Origin of the sequence: Candidatus Mesenet endosymbiont of Phosphuga atrata, assembly GCF_964020175.1 — a bacterium.
Lineage (GTDB): Bacteria > Pseudomonadota > Alphaproteobacteria > Rickettsiales > Anaplasmataceae > Mesenet.
Map to the genome: position 1 here is coordinate 77,891 of NZ_OZ026541.1, position 22,519 is coordinate 100,409.

Genomic DNA, 22,519 nt, shown 5'->3' on the forward strand with positions numbered 1-22,519 from the left:
AAAAATCAATATAAAGTTGTTTGATAGAATGTTTGCAACAAAATTATAGGCCAGGATTAGGTATTGAGTATATAATGAATCTCTTTAGATGTTTGAATTATGGATGACTTTATTCGAATAAAAGGTGCTAGAGAACACAATTTATGCAATATTGACGTTGACATACCAAAAAATAAATTGGTTGTAATCAGTGGGCTGAGTGGTTCTGGAAAATCTACGCTTGCTTTTGATACAATATATGCAGAAGGACAGCGCCGCTATGTGGAAAGCCTTTCAGCTTATGCTCGTCAATTTTTAAACATGCATGATAAACCTGATGTTGAATCAATCACTGGTCTATCACCAGCAATATCAATCAATCAAAAATCGATAATTAAAAATCCAAGATCAACTGTAGGTACAGCAACTGAAATTTATGATTACTTACGCCTTTTGTACGCTCGCATTGGCACTGCATATTCTCCAGCAACAGGTAAGCCAATTACAAAACAAACTACAACTCAAATAGTAGATGTAATACAGGCTCTACCTATGGAAACAAAAATATATATCCTTGCAGGGATTGTGCGTGGTCGCAAAGGCGAGCATCAAAAAGAAATATTAGAGGTAAAAAAGCAAGGATATACTAGACTAAAAATTAATAAAAAAATATATAGTATCGATGATCTACCACAACTGGATAAAAATAAAAAACATGATGTATTTGTTGTAGTAGATAGGGTATCTGTAACGGCTGATTTAGATAATCGTCTGCCCAGTAGTGTTGAAGCAGCACTGAAGCTTGGTTGCGGCCTCATGCATGTTGAAATTGTAGGTCTACCTGATGATGACAACTTAGATTATAATTGCGGACAAATACTGGCTTTTTCAGAAAATCTTGCCTGCCCTGAATCTGGTTTTACAATTGAAGAAATAGAGCCACGGCTTTTTTCCTTTAATAGTCCTTATGGTGCATGTAGCGTATGTGATGGACTGGGGAAAAAATCAGATATTGATATCAAGCTTATCGTGCCGGATGAAAACTTATCTATTGCCGATGGTGCTTTAAAACTGATAGGTCCTATAAAAGGTTCCGCTATACATCCTTACTCATATATAGTAGAGGATGCAATATCAGCACTAGCAAAATTATATAATTTTGATTTCAATCAGCCATGGAGTGAGCTTAGTCAAGATGCAAAAAACGCAATTCTTTTTGGCTCTGGTAATCAGGAAATTAGCTATAGATTTACTGCAAAGAAGCCCTTTCCTGGCCTAATTACCTTGCTAAAAAATGAGCAAGATATAGAAAAATATTATGGCACTGTTTACTGCAATAGTTGCCAAGGGTTTAGGTTAAAAAAAGAAGCGCTATCAATAAAAATACATGAAAAACATATAGGTGAAGTGACAAAGCTTTCTATAGATGAGGCTTTACTGTGGTTTCAAAAATTGCCTACAGTGCTAACTGAGCAACAAAATCAAATATCAGAAAAAATATTAGATGAGATAACAAAACGCCTGAGTTTTCTTAAGAATGTAGGACTAGATTATTTAACACTTGAGCGTGAATCAGGCACGCTATCTGGTGGTGAAAGTCAAAGGATTAGGCTTGCATCACAAATTGGCTCAGGTCTTACTGGCATATTATACGTTCTAGATGAACCGTCTATTGGTTTGCATCAATGCGACAATGATTTGCTGATAAAAACTTTAAAAGATTTAAGAGATGTCGGCAATACAGTTATAGTGGTTGAGCATGATGAAGATACAATTATGAATGCAGATTATGTAATTGATATTGGTCCAGGAGCTGGAGTAAATGGTGGTAAGATAATTGCTCAAGGTACACCAGAGGAAATTAAAAAGAATCCAAGTAGCATAACAGGTCAATATTTAAGTAAAAATAAAGTAATTCCCATACCAAAAAGGCGCAAAAGTTCAGATAAATACATTGAGGTAATTGGTGCGTGTGAGAACAATTTGCGCGATATAAATGTCAAATTCCCTCTTGGTAATTTCATTTGTGTTACTGGAGTATCAGGTGGAGGAAAGTCAAGTTTAGTTATTGAAACGTTGTATAAATATGCAGCGCATAGAATATACAGCTCTTCCCAGCCATATGGGAAATGCACTGCTATTAAAGGACTTGAATATATAGATAAAGTTATAGAAATAGATCAATCTCCAATAGGAAGAACACCGGCATCAAACCCAGCAACTTATGTTGGTTTATTTACTCACATGAGAAATTGGTTTGCAAATTTGCAGGAATCTAGGGCTCGTGGATATAAAGTAGGTAGATTTTCTTTTAATACAAAAGGCGGAAGATGTGAAGCATGCAAAGGAGATGGATATCTAACAATTGAGATGCATTTTCTGCCTGATGTTTATGTTAAATGTGAGCAATGCAAAGGGTTTAGGTATAATCGTGAGACTTTAGAAATTGTGTATAAAGGTAAGTCAATAGCTGATATTTTAAATATGACAGTTGATCAAGCATGTGACTTTTTTGCAAATATGCAGATCATCAAAGAGAAACTAGTTTCGCTTCAGGAGGTAGGCATAGGCTACATAAAACTTGGCCAACCATCAACCACTTTATCTGGAGGTGAAGCACAGAGAATAAAGCTATCTAAAGAATTGTCAAAACGTGCTACCGGTAAGACCTTATACATTCTTGATGAACCGACAACTGGCTTGCATTTTGAAGATATAAGTAATCTCCTTAAAATATTACATAAATTAGCTGACCTAGGTAACACAGTTATAGTGATTGAACATAATTTGCATGTGATTAAAACTGCAGATCATATTATAGATATCGGCCCGGGAGGAGGGATAAGAGGAGGGAAGGTCGTTGCTGCTTGCCCTCCAGATAAGGTAGTTAATATTTCAGAAAGTATGACTGGTAAGTATTTAAGGTCTTATTTGTAAAATTTACTCTCTACTATTTTTAATAGCAGCCTTAACAACTGCAACCTTTGCAAGCTGTAATAGACTATATAGCTCTTGTTTACTCATCTGTTTTTTATCCCTTTTATCATACTGATAATTTATTACGTTAACTCCAAGTCCAGTGTCATATCCTTTACCTTCAATATAATTATTTACTCTTTTGTCTATCATACTGAGATGATACCCAAATGAAGAAGTATCTTCTATGTGATAGTGCTGTAAAGAATGAAAAGCAGAGATCATGTAATCTAATTCCTTTAATATTATTACATTACTGTAAGCCAGCATCCAATTTTGAAAGGTGGGTCCTTCTCTGAAATGGCAAGGGACAGATGAGTCAGAAGCAAAAGTATTATATTCAATGCACTCTTTAAAATTTTCTCTTAAATATTGTCTATTAGCTGTATGTAGATTTTTATAATTTGAAAATTTATAGATAATGTCTTCCTGAAATTTGTTTTTGTCGCTTATTATTTTAAGTAGTGCTTCGATGTCTCGCTTTTTATATAAAAACTCATATACACACATAAGATAACCACGTGGCCAATTTGTCATATGATATTTAATGTTCTCAAGAACTTCATCATCTTCAATAGACCTCTATCGAAACTAGCCTAAAATCAGAAAAGGGGAAGGTTTCAAAAAAATATAAAATAGTAAAAGAGTTGGAGGATGAGAAATTTCGCAAGGGCTAAAAATTCAATAAGATAGTGAAAGTTCTACAGGAAAAAAGAAGAAGGCTAAAGGAGGAAATAAGCTAAATGAGGAAATTAATGGCATTATTCGTGGACCTATTTCCATATTGCACAAAACTATGGGAGATATAAAACAGTAAAGTGGGTGGAATAATAAAGCACCAAGATTTTGCATTACCTGGAAAAAAGAGCTATTAAAGTCAGATGTGCAATATGAGATTCTGGTAGTAGACGGAACAGAAACTCCCATAGAGAGACCAAAAAAAAGCAGAAGAGATTTTATTCTGGAAAGAAAAAGAAACATACGATAAAAACACAAGTAGTTATAGCAAAAGAAAGTAAGAAAATTGTATTTTGCTCACGGTAAACGACATGACTTTAGGATTTTTAAAGAATCGAAAATTTACATGTTATCAACTACTTGTATTAAATAAGATTTGAACTGACACTTAGAACAAAAAAATAAGAGAAATGAATACAATACAAAAAAAATACTAAAATTAGGATTTTAGCAAGACAACTAGGAAATGTGTCACAAGCGTATGGGATATTCAAATTTTATCGCTTCAAGGAGTTATACGAAAATGGAGATGAGATAAGTAAGAAAGTTTGCAAACAGAGTTTCGGAAGACATAGAAAGATCTGTATAGCAACAGAATTTCCAGCATATAAAAAATGAGCTGAGAAAAAAATAATATCTGAAGGTGGATAGTTGAGACTTTTAAGAAAAGACTTAAAGCACTAGAAGCAAAAAGATGGAATAATTCTAACAGCTTTAGAAAAAGTGAAAGAACAAAGATAGTGAAATTGATACTCAGGTTATCTGGGTTCTCAGGATACATATTACGTGGGTAATATAATGGGCGAATTTACCAGCTAGACTTTTATTGATACTTATTCTCGTTTGCTAAGTCGATAAGACAGCAATTACCTCTTGCTAAATGATAGCATTCTTTGATATTGCGCATTTTGACTGATAGAGGTACAGAATATTGCGTGAAATTATCAGCTTTATTTAGGCATATCGATCATTCTAGAACCAAAACCCACTCTCCACAGACCAATGCTTCACAAAACTATGCAAATCATCTTTAGAAATATAGTTCTTTAGAAGATCTGCAAATTGATGTTGGTTGCGTTCTTACAACGAAACAATCAGACAAATATTGCTATGATAAAACGCCAATGCAAACTTTTCTTGATATATTGCTTTTTAGAAAAATATTAAATCAGGATTCTGATAGTATATTTAAATTCGGGAGTATTCAACAAACTGTGTCAAAAACTCAACTGAATTTTTAATCTATTAGGAAAGAAAATATCAAGTTGAGAGATGGTTAAAGCCCAATTTGGTATAGTCCAATTTTGCTCTATCTTTTTTATAGCACAGAAGGCATTTGTACTGGTAAATTGGTTTTTTCCTGATTTGCCTGTGCAGTCCCTCTATGGGATTGGTAGTGTAAACTATCCGCCTAACAGGATCTGAGTACTTAAAATAGCCAGTTTCCCAATTATTTTGCCACTACCATGGAAATTCCCATTTTTCTTCCAGCTCAAATTTTCAGCTATTTCTCTATTTGAAGCTTTTCTTCAAATCATTCATTTTGCTGGATACATATTTTAGTTTATCTGATGCATTATACACAATTGCACTTCTGCGTTGGGAAATACGTTGTTTATGGAAAGCTTTTGAGCCCATCTATGCTGGCAATTATTCTACACTTTGAGATCATTCAATACTCCTAACCAAAACCCTCGCTTTCAGCCAAATAAAAACCTCTTTTTTTGATCTATGCCAAATTTGCTTACTTTGAAAAATCATACAAATTATTGGGTAAATATGACCGACTGCGCCACTCATTGGTAATAATTTATCGGTAATATTGCTGCTGCTGATATCTTATAATTTCTTCGATATGCGATTTTATAACTCTTGCAAACATACTAAGAATTTTTGCTTCAAGTTCAGGATGTAAATTAGTCTGTCTTTTTTTTGTGGCTCAAATCTCCATCTCGAGGCGTTATAAGCTCAAACGAGTCTGAATCTGTATATATAGTCTTTGAACTTTTGCCATTCCTACGATTATTTTCTTCATCTTCATTTGATAGGTATTTCACCTTCTAAACTAGCCTCTAGTAACTTTTTGATTAGCAGTTCCTCCTTTTCCAGTTAGTTTCTCGGATGGACGATAATATATTAACTCTTTATTAATCCACTGTTTTTATTCGATGTTTTTTCGTTCATTCCATGTTTTATATTAATATTTTTCTTGTTTGACATGGTTTGTTGAACGTTCTCTGCATGTCTTCCAAAGAACTATATTTCTAAAGATGATTTGCATAGTTTTGTGAAGCATTGGTCTGTGGAGAGTGGGTTTTGGTTCTAGAATGATCGATATGCCTAAATAAAGCTGATAATTTCACGCAATATTCTGTACCTCTATCAGTCAAAATACGCAATATCAAAGAATGGCTATCATTTAACAAGAGGTAATTGCTGTCTTATCGACTTAGCAAATGCAACTTCGAGAATAAGTATCAATTGCTGGTAGATTCGTCCTATACCTTTGATATTACCTACATAATAGGTATCTTGAGCACCCAGATAACCTGTGTTTCAATTTTATCATCTTTGTTCTTTCACTTTTTCTAAAGCTGTTAGAATTATTCCATCTTTTTGCTTCTAGTGCTTTAAGTCTTTTCTTAAAAATCTCAACTATCCACCTTCAGATATTATTTTTTTCTCAGCTCATTTTTTATATGCTGGAAATTCTGTTGCTATACAGATCTTTCTATGTCTTCCGAAACTCTGTTTGCAAACTTTCTTACTTATCTCATCTCCATTTTCGTATAACTCCTTGAAGCGATAAAATTTGAATATCCCATACGCTTGTGACACATTTCCTAGTTGTCTTGCTAAAATCCTAGTTTTAGTATTTTTTTGTATTGTATTCATTTCTCTTATTTTTTGTTCTAAGTGTCAGTTCAAATCTTATTTAATACAACTAATACGAAGTCTTAGCTTCATCCTCTGTTCTTGCTTATCGCTTCCATCGGCATTACTATCTTTACTTTCAATAAAATTATACCTATATTCCTTTAGTGTTTATTGATAACAAAATTCTTTTCTATCAATTAGCATCCTATGCATAATTACTGACAACTTCCGCGCTACAGCAACAATTGCTTTCTTCATACCTTTCTTTTTTGCTAATCCCCAGCTTTTTAACTTAAATTTTCTCTTACATCTTGTCAGCAAGGATTGCGCAGCCTCATATAGCATACTTCTGCACTCCATTGTTTGATATACTTCCATGTCGATCAATCTCCCCAGAAGCATACTGTCTTGGGCTCAATCCCATATATGCTCCAACTGTATAAGATGTTTCAAACCTATGTGTATTGCAGCTTTGTATGTCATTGCTACTATAATACCAACCCCTGGGCTAATAATTTTCATCTTTTTTGCACTTTTCTGAAAGTAATTTATCAAATTGATTCTTCTATTGTTTCTAAGCTATGTACTAATGCTTCAATTGAGTTTTTGCTAACTTCATCTAGATCATTTCTTCTATTTTTAAAGAAAAGCTTTCAAATTTTAATCCTCGACCAACCGTATATCTTCAATTTATTGTTCCAATAATCTGCTGTTTGCTACATGTTAACTGTCTTCTGCTTCCAAGTTGATTTGGTAAGATTTATCTGATTTTACTAATACTTCTCTGTACAACCCAACCCTCATCATTTGAGCTATACCCCTTGCATCTACACAAATCACTGGTAATCCAAAATCCCTTAACTCTTTACACATTGATATTGACAACTTTCTATCCCTATGGATTCTTATTTTTTGCCTTGACTTAGCAAGTTCTCTGCTATTGCTTTACTTTTTCTTGCAACAACTTCTTCCTTAACAACTTTTCCTTTCTCATCAACGATACTTATAAAAGTTTCTTTGAGTGAGACATCTAACTCGATATAATATTTTATGAGACTACTCCTACTTTAAAAGTTTAAATTATTTTTGAAGAACTAATTCTATTGAATTTCTTACTTCTCTCTAAAATATTCTATCTCCTTTTTTCAATAGCTATTACAGTATGTCTATTGATATGGAAGGTTTATATTTTTTTTATAAACCTTCCAACCATTTTTTCGTAAGATTAAAATCTTCCTTACGCAATAGGATTACTTTCCAATCACGTTTGTAGTTCGGAGTTGTAGTAATTATCTAACTCTTGCATGATTCGATCTCCGTTCTCACACCCAGATTTAGCAAGATCTTCAAAAAGATAAACAAGGTGATCAGGATGTCTTTGGATGAGGAATGACATAACCTGTGCTGCTTTAGCACAATTAGACTCATATTCATTACCTATATTGAGATCTGACGGAACATAGCTATTACAATGTGGATTTATAAACGTTCCAGATCCAAAATTTAAGGCTGAAGAATCTTTTTCGTGATCAATATATAATTTAATATCAACTATATTATGGTCATCTGAGATTATAAAGTAACCTACTTTATTATAATGTGGCTCATCTACTAGATCTCTGAATTCATCTCCACTGATAGTACTTATGTTTACTTTTTGAATACCATGACATTCTTGGCTATTACACAAAGCCTTCCTGAAGTTGTTAAAAATATCAGATATGCTTTCCTTAGATTCTTTTACTACTCCTTCTTCAGGTTGTTCTGTTATTTCCTCTTCAGGTTGTTTTGTTATTTCCTCTTCAGGTTTTTCTCTTGTTTCTTCTTCAGGTTTTTCTCTTGTTTCTTCTTCAGGTTTTTCTCCTGTTTCTTCTTCAGGTTCATTAGGTTCTACTACTTTCTCAGACTCTTCATTACACTCTTTCAATGCCTTAATTAAATCTTCAAGTTTATCTTTACACTCTGGTTTAATACCTAAATCAGTAATACATGAGGAATTCATTACTTGGTCTATAAAATCTTGCTTACCCTCAGTTGATTGCTCTTGAATTTGATCCATTGAAGTAGACTCTCTTTCTTGGATTTGTATTAACGGATTGAGCTCTTCTTCTGATCTCGCATTGTTAACCTGACTTAGTTGTCCTTTTACCCAATCTGAAAACCCTTGCTCATAACCATCTAACTTCCCCATAAAACTGCTAACTATCTTTTCAACCTTTGTTTTGTCCTTTACTTGTAGTTCGTTAAAGCTTTTAAGCAACTGATGCGCATCATCAGATTTATTTTCCATCAAAAACCTCACTACTTGTCCTGATAGATAGCCTTCAGTACCAAACTCACTCATTATGTAACCTGGAGCGAGATTAGAATTTTTAGTATCATTTAAGTTACTGTTTTTATAACCATCATCATTTAAATCTAAAATATAATTTTGCACTCCTTCTCTAAATTTCTGAGGCAGGTGATCCCAATCATTATTTTTCATTATGGCTTCAATAACTCGTGCGTTTAAAGTGTCAATATTATTACTTTCCTTATTGTCACCTTTCCCTTTTAGATATAAGTAAATACTAGCGCCACCATTTTTATCATTTGAGACAAAGAATTTATCGGATTTTTTATTATTACTGCATAAATATTGGCTGTAGTCAGTTTCGCTATTAAATGAAAAAATATTTAATTTTTGAGGAATATTACACTCTCCATTACTGCAAAAGGCGTCTTTAAAATTTGTTAAAGTATCAGCAACTGATGTCTTTACATCCTTCATTTTACTATCTTGATGATATCTTACTACTATCTCAGTACCATCTTTCATTGTTACAGATTCCATCTCTGGAACAAACTTCTCTGCCAACTTTTGCTGGAATTGCTCTAATTGCTTACTTATCCACTCTGAAAATTTTGAGTTAAGACCTTCATCATCATTTTTTAGTTCATTTAAAAAATTATCAGCTATCGTTTTCTTATCTTGCTGATTTTGTGTATTAGTAAGATCTTTAAATAATTGATTAATTTTGTCAGGATTTTCTTGCTTAAGATACTTTATTACTTGTTCTGCTTGGGCTTCACTATTTTTACTGCTTAATATTTTGTATAGACTTAGATTCTTGCCTATAATTTTATTGAAATCACGACAATCTTCATTATTGTCTTGAACATCACCATTCTCATCTAAACCTGCAACATAATCTACCATTCCTGTTTTTAGTGCTTGAGGTAAAGCGCTTTTAAATACGTCATTACCCTCAATTAAAACACGAGCTACTGCTCTCTCTAAAGTTGAGTAAGCGAAATCTCCTGATCTATTTAGGTAAAAATAAATATCAAATTCTTTGTTACCATAATCTTTTAAAGCAGAGAATTTATGGTTTTTTATGCTATTATCAATTTCTTTTTCATTTAAAAGCTCTTTATATTCACCTTCAGTATTTGCCGCATAGATGTTAATCTTCTGTGCACCACCACACCCCAGATCATTACAGAAAGCAGCGTTGAAATTATTAAAAGCCTTATCAATTGATTTTCCTATACTCTCTATCTGATCATTACTTGGGTTTTTACCAAATACTTCTATCTCTATATCATCAACATTAAATTTTCTCATATTATTATACATATTGTACTCCATTATAATTATAAATATTAGAAATGGTATTAAGATATACTCTTAATACTAGAAAAGTAATTTAAAATTTTTTAGCAAAACTATAAGATAAAATCGCTATATTGTCCTGCTATCCAGTCTGAGAATTCGCCATTATATTCTCCTACATCTTTGATGAACTGATTCACAGAGCTTCTACCTTCTTTTACTGTTTCGGTATCGATCTTATGCAATAACCACTTAAGATCTTCTTTATGTTCTGATTCAAGAAATTTCACAACTTGCTCTGCTAAGCCACCATGATCACTATTTCTAGCTAATATTTCTTCTAAACTTAAAGAATCTTCTTTTATTGCTTCAAAGTCACGCTTATCATCATTGTTATTCTGAACAAAACCATACTCATTCAAACCTGCAACATAGTCTGCTATTCCTACCTTAAATGATGTAGGTAAAACTTTTCCCCACTTCTCGTTGTTTTCAATTAAAGCGTGGGCAACCCCTCGTTTTATACTTAAATCAGAATATTCTGATTTTTGTCTATCTAAATAAGAATACACATCAAACTCATCCCCGCTTTTCGCAAGAGTAAAGTGCCCAGCTTGTTTTATAGGATCAATATTGTTTTTTTTGAAATAGTTCTCATATTCAGATTTAGTTGTAAATAGATTGAGATTAATCTCTTCAGGAAAACTGCATTCCTGTGTTTTACAAAAAGCAGTTTTAAAATTATATATAGCATTATCCGCTAATGCTTCTGCGTTTATTTTTTCATCAAATTTTACATTTATTTTAGGATTGTTGGTCATTCTATTACCTTCAACTATAAGTTGAATTGGATAATAGATATTAGATATTAAAATACTCTTAATATTAGAATTAGTGCAAATATATTATCGTATAACTTGAAAGGTTAATTTCAAAATCATCTTAAAATAGATTTTTACTTGTAGCTGAGCTAAACTAAACTTATAATTAATATTTTCATATAGCATGCATGAAGAATGTGGAATATTTGCTATAGCTTGTAATGACAAAGCTGCGTTTAATTGTGCTTTAGGTCTTCATGCTCTACAACATAGAGGGCAAGAGTCATTTGGTATTGTTACAAACGATAATCAGAATTTTTTCTCTCTCCATATTCATGGGCAAGTAAATAGCATATTCGATAATATGGAAGAGGTGGAAAAACTTCATGGTAGGTATGCAATAGGTCACGTGCGTTATTCAACGAGTGGAGACAAAAGTACTATACAACCAATAGTAAGTGACTGTAGATCCGGCAAGATGGCAATAGCACATAATGGCAATTTAACTAATGCTACAAATCTTGCTGCAGAATTAACTAAAAAGGGTTGCGTTTTTAAGTCCAGTGTTGATACAGAAGTTATCTCTCATCTCATTAAAATTAGTAATAAAGAAACGTTCTTAGACAATTTAGTAGATGCTTTAAATCAAGTAAAAGGAGCCTATTCATTTGTTGCTATGACAATGGATGAAATAGTAGGACTACGCGATCCTGCAGGAATTAGACCACTTGTTCTTGGGAAAACAGACGATGCATATGTACTTACCTCTGAAACGTGTGCACTTGATATTATTGGTGCTAGCCTTATTAGGGAATTGGAAGCGGGGGAAGTAATAACTATCAGTAAAGATGGAAAATTAAAAAGCCTTTTTCCTTTTGTGAGAGAAAAATCAAGCTTTTGTATTTTTGAATATATCTATTTTTCTAGACCAGATAGCGTAATTGAAAATCAGTCTGTATATGAAGTAAGGAAGGAAATTGGAAGCGTGCTAGCACAAGAGAGCCCTCCACCACAAGATGCAGATATGATAGTTCCTGTACCTGATTCTGGAATACCAGCAGCAATTGGATACGCCAATCAGTCAGGATTACCGCTTGAATTCGGTATTATAAGGAATCATTATATCGGTAGAACTTTCATTCAGCCTACTGAACAGATACGTAACATAGGAGTAAGACTAAAACATAATACAAACAACCATATTTTAAAAAATAAAAGCATAGTGCTTATCGATGATAGCATAGTGCGCGGAACAACGTTAAAAAAAATAGTATTTTTACTTTTAAATGCGGGAGTGAAAGAAATCCATTTAAGAATTTCTAGCCCTCCCATTAAGCATTCCTGTTTTTATGGAATAGATACTCCGCAATGTGAAAAGCTAATGGCTAACAACTTCTCAGTAGAGGAGATGATTAAAATAATGGATGTAAGTAGCTTAAGCTTTTTGAGTATAGAAGGGCTTTATCGTGCAGTCAAAAAAATAAAGCGCAATGATGGAAGCCCTCAGTATTGCGATGCATGCTTTACAGGCAATTACCCGATTGATATAAACAATTAAAAACGCTAAAATCAAAATTTAGCAAAAATTTAAAATGCTCTATTTTTCATAATGCAAAATTTACAGCTAAAATAGAGAGCGTTCAACAAACCATAGGCGTCAAATTGAGAAAATAAAAGTATAGTGGCGTCTGGTACATATTATGGATAATGCTAATCAGGCTATTTATTAATTAAGTAGTATGTTATTTTAAGATATTATTAAGTTTAATAACTTAAACTGTACTGCTAATTAATTTACATATATTAAATCAAGAAACTGTTGCCCCACTGCTTTTAAAGCATTCAGAAAAAATTCCATTATTAGAAGCAATATATGATCTTACACCTGAATTCTCACTTTTTTCTTCGCTAACTTTTCCACAAGCTTTTGCTGTAGCGAAACATATAGCTGAAAGTGCTATTACACCAACAAAAATACCAGCAGCAACGATAGGATTAAACTTTACTATACCAGCTGATAAAGCTACTGCAGTGTAAATCCCTACTGCTATAAATGGAGAAATTATCATAGTGGCATATACAGCTTTCTTCATTGAACTGGCTACCTGTGGCTGATTACTGTTCACTATTTTGCTATCCATAACTTGGGAATCATCATCGATAGTAGAGCTGCTTACATCAAATATTAATGGTTCTATGTATGATGTTGGTTTGAAGCTTAAATCTTCTGCAGAATTAAAATTCTCTATTGTTAGAGATTGTATCTTAGGTTGTTGTATATCTTCTATTTCATCGCATTTTTGCTCGTTGATGGGATGCAAATTGCTAGCTACTTCAGCGTTTAGATAACTACTATCTTCTTCATCATATGTTACACTAATGTTAGGACTAGCTTTGTAATAACCCACTTCACTAGCGCTGTAACTACTAAGCTTACCTTGAATCGTTTCTTTTCTTAAAATTGTTCTTTCGATAGGTATTCGATCAAATTTATCAGAGGTATTAAAAGGTAACTTATCACCAAATGTATTTAAAAAATCGTGTGTAAAAGTATTTTCATGTACACCTATAGGAATTGATCTACTTCCTAGTCCTTGCATATAACACGTGGGTTTTCCTTTTTTTGGTCTATTCCTTTCAAAATCATCTAACTCTTCTATGGTAAGCAAAGCTACATCTTTAGATTTTTTAGGATTAATTTTTTCAATTAACTTTTGAATGAATACTTGCAATACTTTTGAAATTGCTATTATTCTAATATCCACTCTTTCATATCCAGTTTCTCCACTAATACTTGAACCTACTCCCACCCCTCCAATTCCATTTCCAATAATCACTACTGGAATACTGGATAAATCTTCATATATCAGATTCATTGAATCGGATTCTAAAACTTCTTTCAATTCTTGTACTATATTTTGATCCTTACATTTTTTTAACAGCTTTTCTTTGAACTTATCATAATCATGTTTATATAATTTTGTTGATTTATCCGCATAATCAAATATCTCTGCTAATGCTGAGTCTTTAGACCCTAACCAAACAGTTGATACAAAGTTTTGGCTTATAGTATTTGGATAAGAAGTATGTCTATAGAATTTTGCTTTTTCTTTTTCAGATATTAATTCACCCGCACCTATAGGTATTCCCCTTACTTTCATTGCAAATTTGGGTAATAACTGCAAGTTAGTGAATGCAAATGCTGAGAATACTGTCCATGCATTAGTACCATGAGCACAAATGGTTTTTAAATTAGCTATATTGCTTCTTCCTAAGTTAATGTCTGGATGATTTGTTATAAATTCTCTATAATTATCAATTAATCTTTTTTCAGTAGGTGTTTTTGTTAATGATTTACTATATTTTCTATAAAGCTCTTGAAGTTTTGTTAATTGTGGCAAAGCTTCATCAAAGCGTGTAATGGTTGCTTGTAGCTTCTCATCAGATATAAGCTCACTATTATCAGCTTCAAATTCTAAACTTTTATTATTTAGATCACCGTCTTGAATTACATTATTTCCCATAGATCCCCCCTTAAAAATTTTTGACTCACTTAAGCAAGTATCACCCTCAGTTGAAAAACCTTCTTTGATATCTTGAGCTACTGATGCGAGTTTTTGATTATTATAATTCGTTAAACTCAGTTCATTTACCTTTTTAGTAAGATGATTAATTTGCTTTTTATTTTTATCACGTACACTAGTAAGCAAAGTTGCTATTTCTCTACGATTACGGTTACTATTTTTAACCATTAACTCTTTTGCTAACTGAAAAGGTGTTTGACCACATTTATCTTTAACATAGATATTAGCACCTTTGCTAATGAGAAGTTTCACTGCACGCAAATCACCTTCATCAACAGCATGATGCAACTGCGTAAAACCAAACTCATCTTTTGTGTTAATATCAAAATCATTACAGAGAGAAACTTTAACTATATGAGTTCTTTCATTTAAGCCACCTTCCACTGCTTTGCTTACAGCTTCTACTCTTTCAAGATTTGGTACATGAGTATAATCTGTAATCTCTGCAGAAGGAGTAGTGTTTAGATTTACAACACTATTATGTGTTACATTACTATGAAGAGCTTGTTGGTTATATTTTTCCTTATAGGAAGGGCTATTTACCTTCTTTTTTGATTTAGTACTAACAGTTTTATGATTGTGGTTAGGAGAATGATTTTCAATATTTTCCTTATTTCTCCTACTTTTTGATGTATTACTTTCTTGCTGTTTTCGTACTATTTTCCTACTAGATTGTTGTTCTACTGGTTGCTGTGAGTTTAGCGCTATAGCCTGTAATATTTTTTTACCAGAACCTTGCATCTACTTCCCCCTATTGTAACTGCTCAAATCTTTATTAATATAATTAATTTAATATTATTTGACAAGATAAATCATTTTGTACTCTTAGCAACATATAGCTAAACAAATTTATAAAAAATATTGTCCTCTTTAGCATTAACAGCATTTTATTTATTTACTCTTACTTCATTCTCTCAAAACCATATAGAAGTACCCATATTTTAGAGAAAAAAGGTAAGAAATGCTACATTATGGAAAACAAAACATAGGATTATTTGAAGTATAATTGAATACCAAAGTATACATGTATATCAAGTAAAATAGGCTGCCGTGGCAGGTTTTAGATTATGCTAAAATTGAATAGAGAAAAGTTCGTATAGGTTGTTATGGTGGAGCATTCCAGCCTCTCTAAACTTTTTCTCTGTTTCTTCCTTCAATTCTGTAAAATAGCCTATAGTAGTATATTCTAGTAATAGTATAAAGTAATAAAAGTATCCATCCTTTTGAGAATGAGAAGAAGAATAGGTAACAGATGAAGTTCAGTAAATATAATATTTTCAGCTAGCACTAACTTCAGTCGAAATTTAATCTTGATAGATAATAATTAACTAAAAGAAGAATTGAAAAATTAACTAGATCCTTAATTCAAAATTTTCCATTTATAATATTTTATTGCTTTCTCTTTCTAAAGCTAAATTAGACAATTTTTTCCATCTAAATTGGTTGACATGTTGTTATAAAAGTACTTCACTATACTAAGATTAGTATAGCCTTTTCAAATTTATGCTAACATAAACAAAATTATATTCTTAATATTCATTTTAAAGGAGGTAATTATGGACCGTGGAGATATTCCAGAGGTTTTATTTTCTTGTATTAGAGAAGATGATCCTTATAGAGCATCTAAACTTCTTCAAATTGAACGTTGGTGTTATGTAAATTGGCATTTGCATCAAAGAGGTGGCAAAAAACAACATAATTTTATTGCACAAGTATTGTCTGATGAAGAATGTTGGGAGAAAGTTAATAATTTACATGGGGTGAAGCTCAATAGACAAATGGTAGGTAAGAAACTTATTTTGCCACCAGACTCAGATAATCCATTTACTGATGCGAAAAGGTATAAAATTGCATGTGAGTGTTGCTTAGAAGAGGATGTGAGAGCTTTGTTTGAGGAAAGAAAGGAAGAATTATTAGCTCAAGGTAAAAGTAGCTTGTTAGAGTATGAGCATTTAATTGGGTGTTTCGGAGAAGGTGCTTTAGGGGAGTTTTGGTCACATTTTGTTGGTGGCTATACTTCTAGACTAAATTTGAAAGGTCGTCATATATATGAGTATGGGCTTGACTGTGCTATAGATTGCAGACAAGTTCAAGCAGTTGAGTTCTTTTGGAGTAAAATAAAATCATTGCCTGAAGATGAGTTAAGTGCACAAAAGAAAGATGAAATCTTAATGAAAAATGCAGTATATGCAGCAGGAGGTAATTTCCGTATTTATCCTGATATATTTGAATTTTTCTTTAACCAAATAAATCCTAATAGATATCCAGAGCTTTTGAAAAGAGATTTGGAAAAAAATCGTCATTATGGGTCTTTAAATAAGATGAAGGATATGCTTAACTTTGATGAGTTTCAAAAATTATTTAGTTGTTTAAAACCAGGTAATATTTCAGAAGATGATTACCATATTTGGTTAAAATATATAGAAATACAAAATTATCAAAAATATTATACAAATGCAGCTGAAAAGTTTTTCCTACACATATGGACAAGAGAGGGATTTGACAGCCATCGTGCTTTTGTAATAAATAAAGAAGTGATGGATAAATCTGCCTTTTTTCACAAAATTCTATTGGTACGTTGGGTAGAGAAGGGTTGTATGGAGCCTGTGTGGGCGGTGCTAGACAAACTAGATTCTGATCAAATAAAGGAATTTATAACCTATAAGCAAGCGGATCATATACGTTCTGTATTAGAGCAAGGAGATCATAATTTATTAAATAGATTTTTAGCCTATGGCAAATCTGTTAGTAAAGATGTTAATCAAGATAACATGCCTTGCCCAAGTGGTGACCTAGGTAAAGTAGAAGTTAAAAAAATACATGGCCAGTCCAATTTAGGATTGGGTAAATAGAAAAAATTATACATCAATAGGGAGGTTTTATGCTAAATCAAGAAAAACCACAAGATTTTGAGTTAATAGAACTATTAATTCGAGAAGCAGGTTTAAACGTAGGAGCTAGTCCAAGTACTTCAACTCAACAAGGGAATGATTTTGAATCTTTCAAGGCAAGGTTTCAGTCATATATAGATCAGATTCCATCGTATTTACACTCTGCAGGAAAATCAGGGTTCTTTCCTCACTTCTTTTTAGGAAGCTTATCTACCTTTCTAGATACACAAGCTGCAGGAAAATTGGGTGTTGAAAAGATTTATTTTAGATTTGATACTCCGGATACGTTAAAAGTGGTTGTCATTAAGAGTGGCGAAATTAAACGTGATATAGATGCTATTAAGAACATAAAATTATTTTCTATTTCTGAACATGGTTCTGATCATCAAAGTTGCAAATTTACTTCTGGTGAGTTGGAAGACATATTAAAAAACTTTGTGGGTCCAGTCGAAGCCAAAAATATGAAAGATAGACTCAAAAATAGAATTGAATCTAAGTTGATACAGATTTCTAAAGATAATATAGGCAAAGAAGGTATTATTGTAGGAATAAAAAGTAAGAAAATAGATGATTCTGCTACCAGTCACAAGTTTTGTGAGATAGAAAAAGGGTTATGGGATAATCCGGAAAATGATATAGTGAAGCTGACTGACTCTAACACAGACAAAGTTAGAGGATCTATCGAAAACATTCTTAAGAAAATTAGTGAAGTTCATTCAAAATATAAAGGTTCACTCATCTATACTGAAGGAGCACGAGAAGCAGCACATCATGGGTTTATAGCAGGAGCTCTTGTGAATTTCCGCTATAGACATAATCTTAGGGTTTATCTAGAGCAGTTTGCAGAAAGAGGTTATGCTGATATTGTTTTAGTGCCACGTGGTGAAAAACGAGTATTAGATGCTATTCCTATTATCATAGAGCTGAAGGCTGCTACTGCCGAAGAGTTAGAAAAATTAAAGAAAGGAGGTAAAATAAAAGAGAATAGTAAAACTACACCAGCTGCTGCTTTAAAACAGGCAGAAGATTATACTAAAGGTTTTCAACCAAACGTGATGAGAGTTTTAACTACTGCAGATGATATTTTATGTGTTGGTGTAAACCTTGATCATCCATCTCCCATTTCAGATATCGTTGCTAAGTCACGTGATCAAAAAATTATACCTCTTTTAATGATATATTGGGATCTATTGATGAACGAAACAGTGGTAAAATTGATGAAGGAGAGTTAAAAAAGCAAATTCAAAATAATATAGAACGTATATATCATACATTTCCTGGCACGGGAGAGAAGGGAGATAATCATTATTTTAGTAGGTTTTTGTTAGGACAATCACTATTGTTAAATGAAGTTAAGGATTTAAAGACGAGTTTTGAAAAACATATTTTTGTTTATGAAGAAAACGTACCTACTGAAGTTCGTTTAGAAAGTAAAGGTAGAGGTGTTCCTCAACGCCAAGCAGCCAAGAAGGCAGATGAAAAGTCAGCTGAGTCATCTAGGTTTGATGAAAGTCATGCAGTTGTAACAATGGTATTTATTCCAGAAAGTGATAAAAAATCAGCTTATGTAATAAATATTGTTGAATCAAATGGAAGAGCTGAAATATTAAAAAAAGGCATTTCTCTTAATAAACTTGAACAAAAAATAGGAAATAGAAAGATAGTAGAATTAAATCTTAATTTTAATATAAAAGAACAAAAATCAGATTTTAAAAAATATTTTAGTGTTGAAGTTAATGAGCCTATTTCTCTAGGAGAGTATAATAGTAAAAGATCTGATAAGTTTAAAGGTGATTTTAAGAATGTTCCTTACCCTAAGGATTTTAAGAAAACATTTGATGAAGTACTAGTATCTCAGCTTGCTTCTTTACAAGATCAATCTTCATCAATAGGTAAGTACAAGAAGTTATTTGGCAAAGTAGGCGAGGCAATGTTACCTTTTAGAGGTTTAATAGAAAAAGAGGCACATACTCAGGCAGTATTGCATGGAGCATTTGACCATTATAGTGATATCAAGCTAGGAGAACCACGACAAGAAGATAGAGCGTTAATATTAACAGAGTTTCAAACAGGTAGGGGAAAACGCATTGATATGCTAGTTCATGGTATTAAGTTTGCAAACCAAGCTAACAGTGCTAAAGAGTATATACCAGTAGGATTAGAGCTCAAGGGACCAAGGAAAGGTAAGACAACTGATGCATTAATAACAGAAGCAAATGATCAAATAATTAAAGAGTATACAAAAGGTGTTACTTATAAAACGCTCACAGATGGCAACAAAGTAGCTTTTATGGGTATTGTATTTGATAAAGGAGCAAATAATGCAAATTCTCTTATTTTAGTAAGTAAAGATGAATTTACTCCTGTTAAAGTGGTTCACAGTTCTATTATGCAAATTGATCAGCAGCAGCCTAGAAAAAAATTCGACCCAAATATTTGTGTAGGAAGAGGTGGCAGAAGTAGAAGAAGTATTAATCCTTGTTTATTTTCAAAGAGTGATGTAGAAAAGTTTAGTAAGGGGAAGGTAGATGAAAATAATATAGATAAGATTATAATTGATAGCGAAAAGTTCCTAACTTATGTCAAAAATAGTCAAGATGAAAAGAAAAATGCTCAACTAATAGAGTTCATTGGAGACAAAAGTATTGAAGGTGATCGTAAGTACTTACTTGATAAGGTAATTGAAGATCGAGGATATGAACATTATGTTCAGAATGAACGTATTAAGGATTTACATGGTGATGTCTCGCAGCAAGTTAGTAGTTCAACAAAAAATTCGAAATTAAAAGGCAGGTTAATGAATGCTGCAGGTGGAATACAATTAATAAGAGGAATTCATGGGGCTGTTGTATCTTGTAAAGATGGAACAGCAACAGACTGTGGATTAAATTTAGGTGGAATAGCATGGTCTTTTGCATCTCAACCAATTGAGAATGTAATGGTTAAAATTACTCCAAAGGTTGTAGCATCAGCTGAAAAGGTTGCAGGGAAGATTTTATCAGGTACTTTGGGTAAGCAGACAAAATTTGCTATTCGAATTGCAGGTGCAAAGTTTGGAAGAACTATAGCAAGAGGTACAGCAGGAGTTATAGTTGGTGTCTTTGATATTGTTGATATAGGTATGTCAGCAAGTAATCTTGTTGATTGTAAAAAAAGAGAGAATAGTGATAATCCATGCGAAGAAAAAGAGATAAGGGATAATATAGCATCCATATCTTTTTCTACTGTATCGTTTATTTCTGGTGTTGCTCTTACAGCAGCTAGTATGCCGGTGGTTGGTATTGCAGTTGGATTTGGGCTCATGGTAGGTTATGGAATCTATAGTGGTGTCAGCAATATCATAGAGTATGAGAAAAAGTATGATACAACCCATGGAGAGAATTGGAGTATTTTTTGGCGTACACTTCTTTTTCAACCTATGGCATCTGATGTGCAACACCTTGCAGATAGAAAAAATACAGTTAATAGTCTAGCTAAAGGAGTATGGAAGGCTTTAAATAATGCTCCTAATAGTGTTGTTGCTTATGGTGTTGGTCTTGGGAAAGTGAGCAGTAATACTCTTCGTCCAGATTATGCAACGATTATGATGAATAGGAAAAATGCCAATACAAGCAATCTTTCGCGTGTTATACCTGATAATACTGAAGGTGCTAGCATGATTTGTTTACCACAGATTACTAATCAAGATTATGAAAAAGGTATTAAAAGCTCAGTTAAGTCTGCTGTATACTACTGTGAAAATGCAATGGTTATTAGCCATAATAGTAGAGTAAGTATGAAGCAAAAAGACAAAACAATCGTTTACGATCTACAAAATGTAAACAGCGGTGTCGTTGCTGGAAGTAATGTGTGGAATAATAATTTTTTAATTTACTCAGGTACAGAAAGAATAACTGGTGGCAATAATGTAGTAAATAGGTTTGTTCTTATAGATAACATTGACTTCTCAGGTGAAATTATTGGTGGAAACAACTCTACTAATATACTTGATTTAAGCCAACTGAAAGATACAGTTGTAGGAGTAAAATTTAACTATCGTTTTAAGCCTAATGCCTCTGGACCATTAAAGGCAATAGTAAATAATCGTTTGCTAATCAATGACAGCATTGATAATAATGGCATCTTTAATTATTATTATGTTGGAAGGAAAAACAAAGTAGATGAGGTTTTATGCATGGGCTACTCTGAACATTTTACAGGAACCGATGATCGTGACGTTATTATAGATAGTGGTGGTGGCTCTAACAACAATGAGAAAGATATAGTTGAAAATTGCAAAAAAGTAATTATTTCGCCGTATACTATAGTCAAGGGTAGAAAAAGCCATTATACTTTTTACGTGAAAACTGCAGACTACAAAGGTAGGGGGTTATATTCAGAAATTGATGTAGATGGGACAGGAACTGTAGTTTTTCCGGAAATCGATTTATTAGGTGATTGTGATCAAATAACTTACTCTGTAAACAGTAACACTTTATCTTTAAAGGTAAATTTTGGTCAAAATAATCAATTTACTCTTGATATAAAAAATTATGTTGAGAAGAGCAGTAATAAGCCTCATTTTGTACTAATAGATAAAAATGGTAGTAATATTATTCCTAAGATTGAAAGATCAGGCTCATCAACTATAGAAATTAAATCATTTGAATTACATTCAGAATATTCTCTAGACAATTTTAATGATGTTGAAAATCATTATAAGAAAATTCTAAACAATAATAAGGACTATAAAGTCTTTGGTGTTATTAGAGATGAAGTGCAAGACCAGCGTAATAGTACAGTTTTACACGTGGTTTTTGGTTCTTCAGGAGATGATATAATAAACTTTGATCAAGGTACCATGATTGCTAAAGGTGGGGATGGAAGTGATATGTATATCGTCGACGGTAAAGTAGGAAAAAGAGAAATTATAATTGATAACAATTCGAACGATAAAGAATTAGATACAATATTTATACAAGAAGCACCAAAAGAGTTTTGGATGCAAAAATGTAATCTACGTTTAAATTATAATGGTACTAACATCCAGATAGAAAATTATCTCCAAAAATAGCTATA

Annotated in this window: 11 protein-coding genes and 4 pseudogenes; 7 read left to right on the top strand and 8 right to left on the bottom strand. The window is 32.6% G+C overall.

Going from position 1 to position 22,519, the window contains the following annotated elements:
* Positions 1-99 precede the first annotated feature (99 nt).
* On the top strand, positions 100-2,916 hold the full coding sequence (gene uvrA / locus AACL09_RS00380; RefSeq protein WP_339047963.1) for an excinuclease ABC subunit UvrA: 2,817 nt from the start codon (positions 100-102) through the stop codon (positions 2,914-2,916).
* Between the two features lie 3 nt (positions 2,917-2,919).
* On the opposite strand, the gene AACL09_RS00385 is transcribed toward uvrA, so the two are convergent.
* Positions 2,920-3,492 carry a hypothetical protein gene (locus tag AACL09_RS00385; RefSeq protein ID WP_339047965.1) on the bottom strand — a complete coding sequence of 191 codons (573 nt, stop codon included), beginning with the start codon at positions 3,490-3,492 and terminating at the stop codon, positions 2,920-2,922.
* Positions 3,493-3,726: 234 nt separating this feature from the next.
* Between AACL09_RS00385 and AACL09_RS00390 the strand changes: the two are divergent.
* Together AACL09_RS00390 and AACL09_RS00395 are read left to right on the top strand one after the other, a co-directional pair.
* Positions 3,727-4,036, top strand: a pseudogene (locus AACL09_RS00390) (transposase family protein); the annotation flags it as partial.
* 125 nt (positions 4,037-4,161) lie between these two features.
* Positions 4,162-4,934, top strand: a pseudogene (locus AACL09_RS00395) (hypothetical protein).
* On the opposite strand, the pseudogene AACL09_RS00400 reads toward AACL09_RS00395, so the two are convergent.
* From AACL09_RS00400 to AACL09_RS00425, 6 genes and pseudogenes are all read right to left on the bottom strand, one after another.
* Positions 4,911-5,781 (bottom strand): annotated as a pseudogene (locus tag AACL09_RS00400) (transposase); the annotation flags it as partial. The pseudogenes AACL09_RS00395 and AACL09_RS00400 sit on opposite strands and share 24 nt — an antisense overlap.
* A 206-nt stretch (positions 5,782-5,987) precedes the next feature.
* A pseudogene (locus AACL09_RS06310) lies at positions 5,988-6,588 on the bottom strand (IS481 family transposase); the annotation flags it as partial.
* A 150-nt stretch (positions 6,589-6,738) separates the two neighbouring features.
* On the bottom strand, positions 6,739-6,948 hold the full coding sequence (locus AACL09_RS00410) for a hypothetical protein (protein ID WP_339047287.1): 210 nt from the start codon (positions 6,946-6,948) through the stop codon (positions 6,739-6,741).
* A gap of 345 nt (positions 6,949-7,293) precedes the next feature.
* Entirely contained in the window at positions 7,294-7,443 is a 150-nt protein-coding gene (locus AACL09_RS00415; protein WP_339047285.1) for a hypothetical protein, read from the bottom strand.
* A gap of 388 nt (positions 7,444-7,831) precedes the next feature.
* A complete protein-coding gene (locus tag AACL09_RS00420) occupies positions 7,832-10,189 on the bottom strand; it encodes a hypothetical protein (RefSeq protein WP_339047967.1) in 2,358 nt (785 codons plus the stop codon).
* A gap of 89 nt (positions 10,190-10,278) precedes the next feature.
* Positions 10,279-10,986, bottom strand: coding sequence for a hypothetical protein (locus AACL09_RS00425; protein ID WP_339047969.1), 708 nt, complete (start codon positions 10,984-10,986; stop codon positions 10,279-10,281).
* A gap of 184 nt (positions 10,987-11,170) precedes the next feature.
* Between AACL09_RS00425 and purF the strand changes: the two genes are divergently transcribed.
* The gene (gene purF, locus AACL09_RS00430; protein ID WP_339047971.1) at positions 11,171-12,544 is read left to right on the top strand and encodes an amidophosphoribosyltransferase; all 1,374 of its coding nucleotides are present in this window, start codon (positions 11,171-11,173) and stop codon (positions 12,542-12,544) included.
* A 250-nt stretch (positions 12,545-12,794) separates the two neighbouring features.
* On the opposite strand, the gene AACL09_RS00435 is transcribed toward purF, so the two are convergent.
* Entirely contained in the window at positions 12,795-15,311 is a 2,517-nt protein-coding gene (locus tag AACL09_RS00435) for an ankyrin repeat domain-containing protein (protein ID WP_339047973.1), read from the bottom strand.
* Between the two features lie 815 nt (positions 15,312-16,126).
* Between AACL09_RS00435 and AACL09_RS00440 the strand changes: the two genes are divergently transcribed.
* Genes AACL09_RS00440 through AACL09_RS00450 form a run of 3 tightly spaced genes read left to right on the top strand, consistent with a single transcriptional unit; the run spans position 16,127 to position 22,514 of the window.
* Positions 16,127-17,422 (top strand): hypothetical protein, encoded by a 1,296-nt coding sequence (locus AACL09_RS00440; protein WP_339047975.1) that lies wholly within the window; start codon positions 16,127-16,129, stop codon positions 17,420-17,422.
* Between the two features lie 29 nt (positions 17,423-17,451).
* Positions 17,452-18,693 carry a hypothetical protein gene (locus AACL09_RS00445; RefSeq protein ID WP_339047977.1) on the top strand — a complete coding sequence of 414 codons (1,242 nt, stop codon included), beginning with the start codon at positions 17,452-17,454 and terminating at the stop codon, positions 18,691-18,693.
* The gene (locus tag AACL09_RS00450) at positions 18,642-22,514 is read left to right on the top strand and encodes a hypothetical protein (RefSeq protein WP_339047979.1); all 3,873 of its coding nucleotides are present in this window, start codon (positions 18,642-18,644) and stop codon (positions 22,512-22,514) included. Before AACL09_RS00445 ends, AACL09_RS00450 begins: the two co-directional genes overlap by 52 nt.
* The last annotated feature ends 5 nt before the right edge of the window (positions 22,515-22,519 follow it).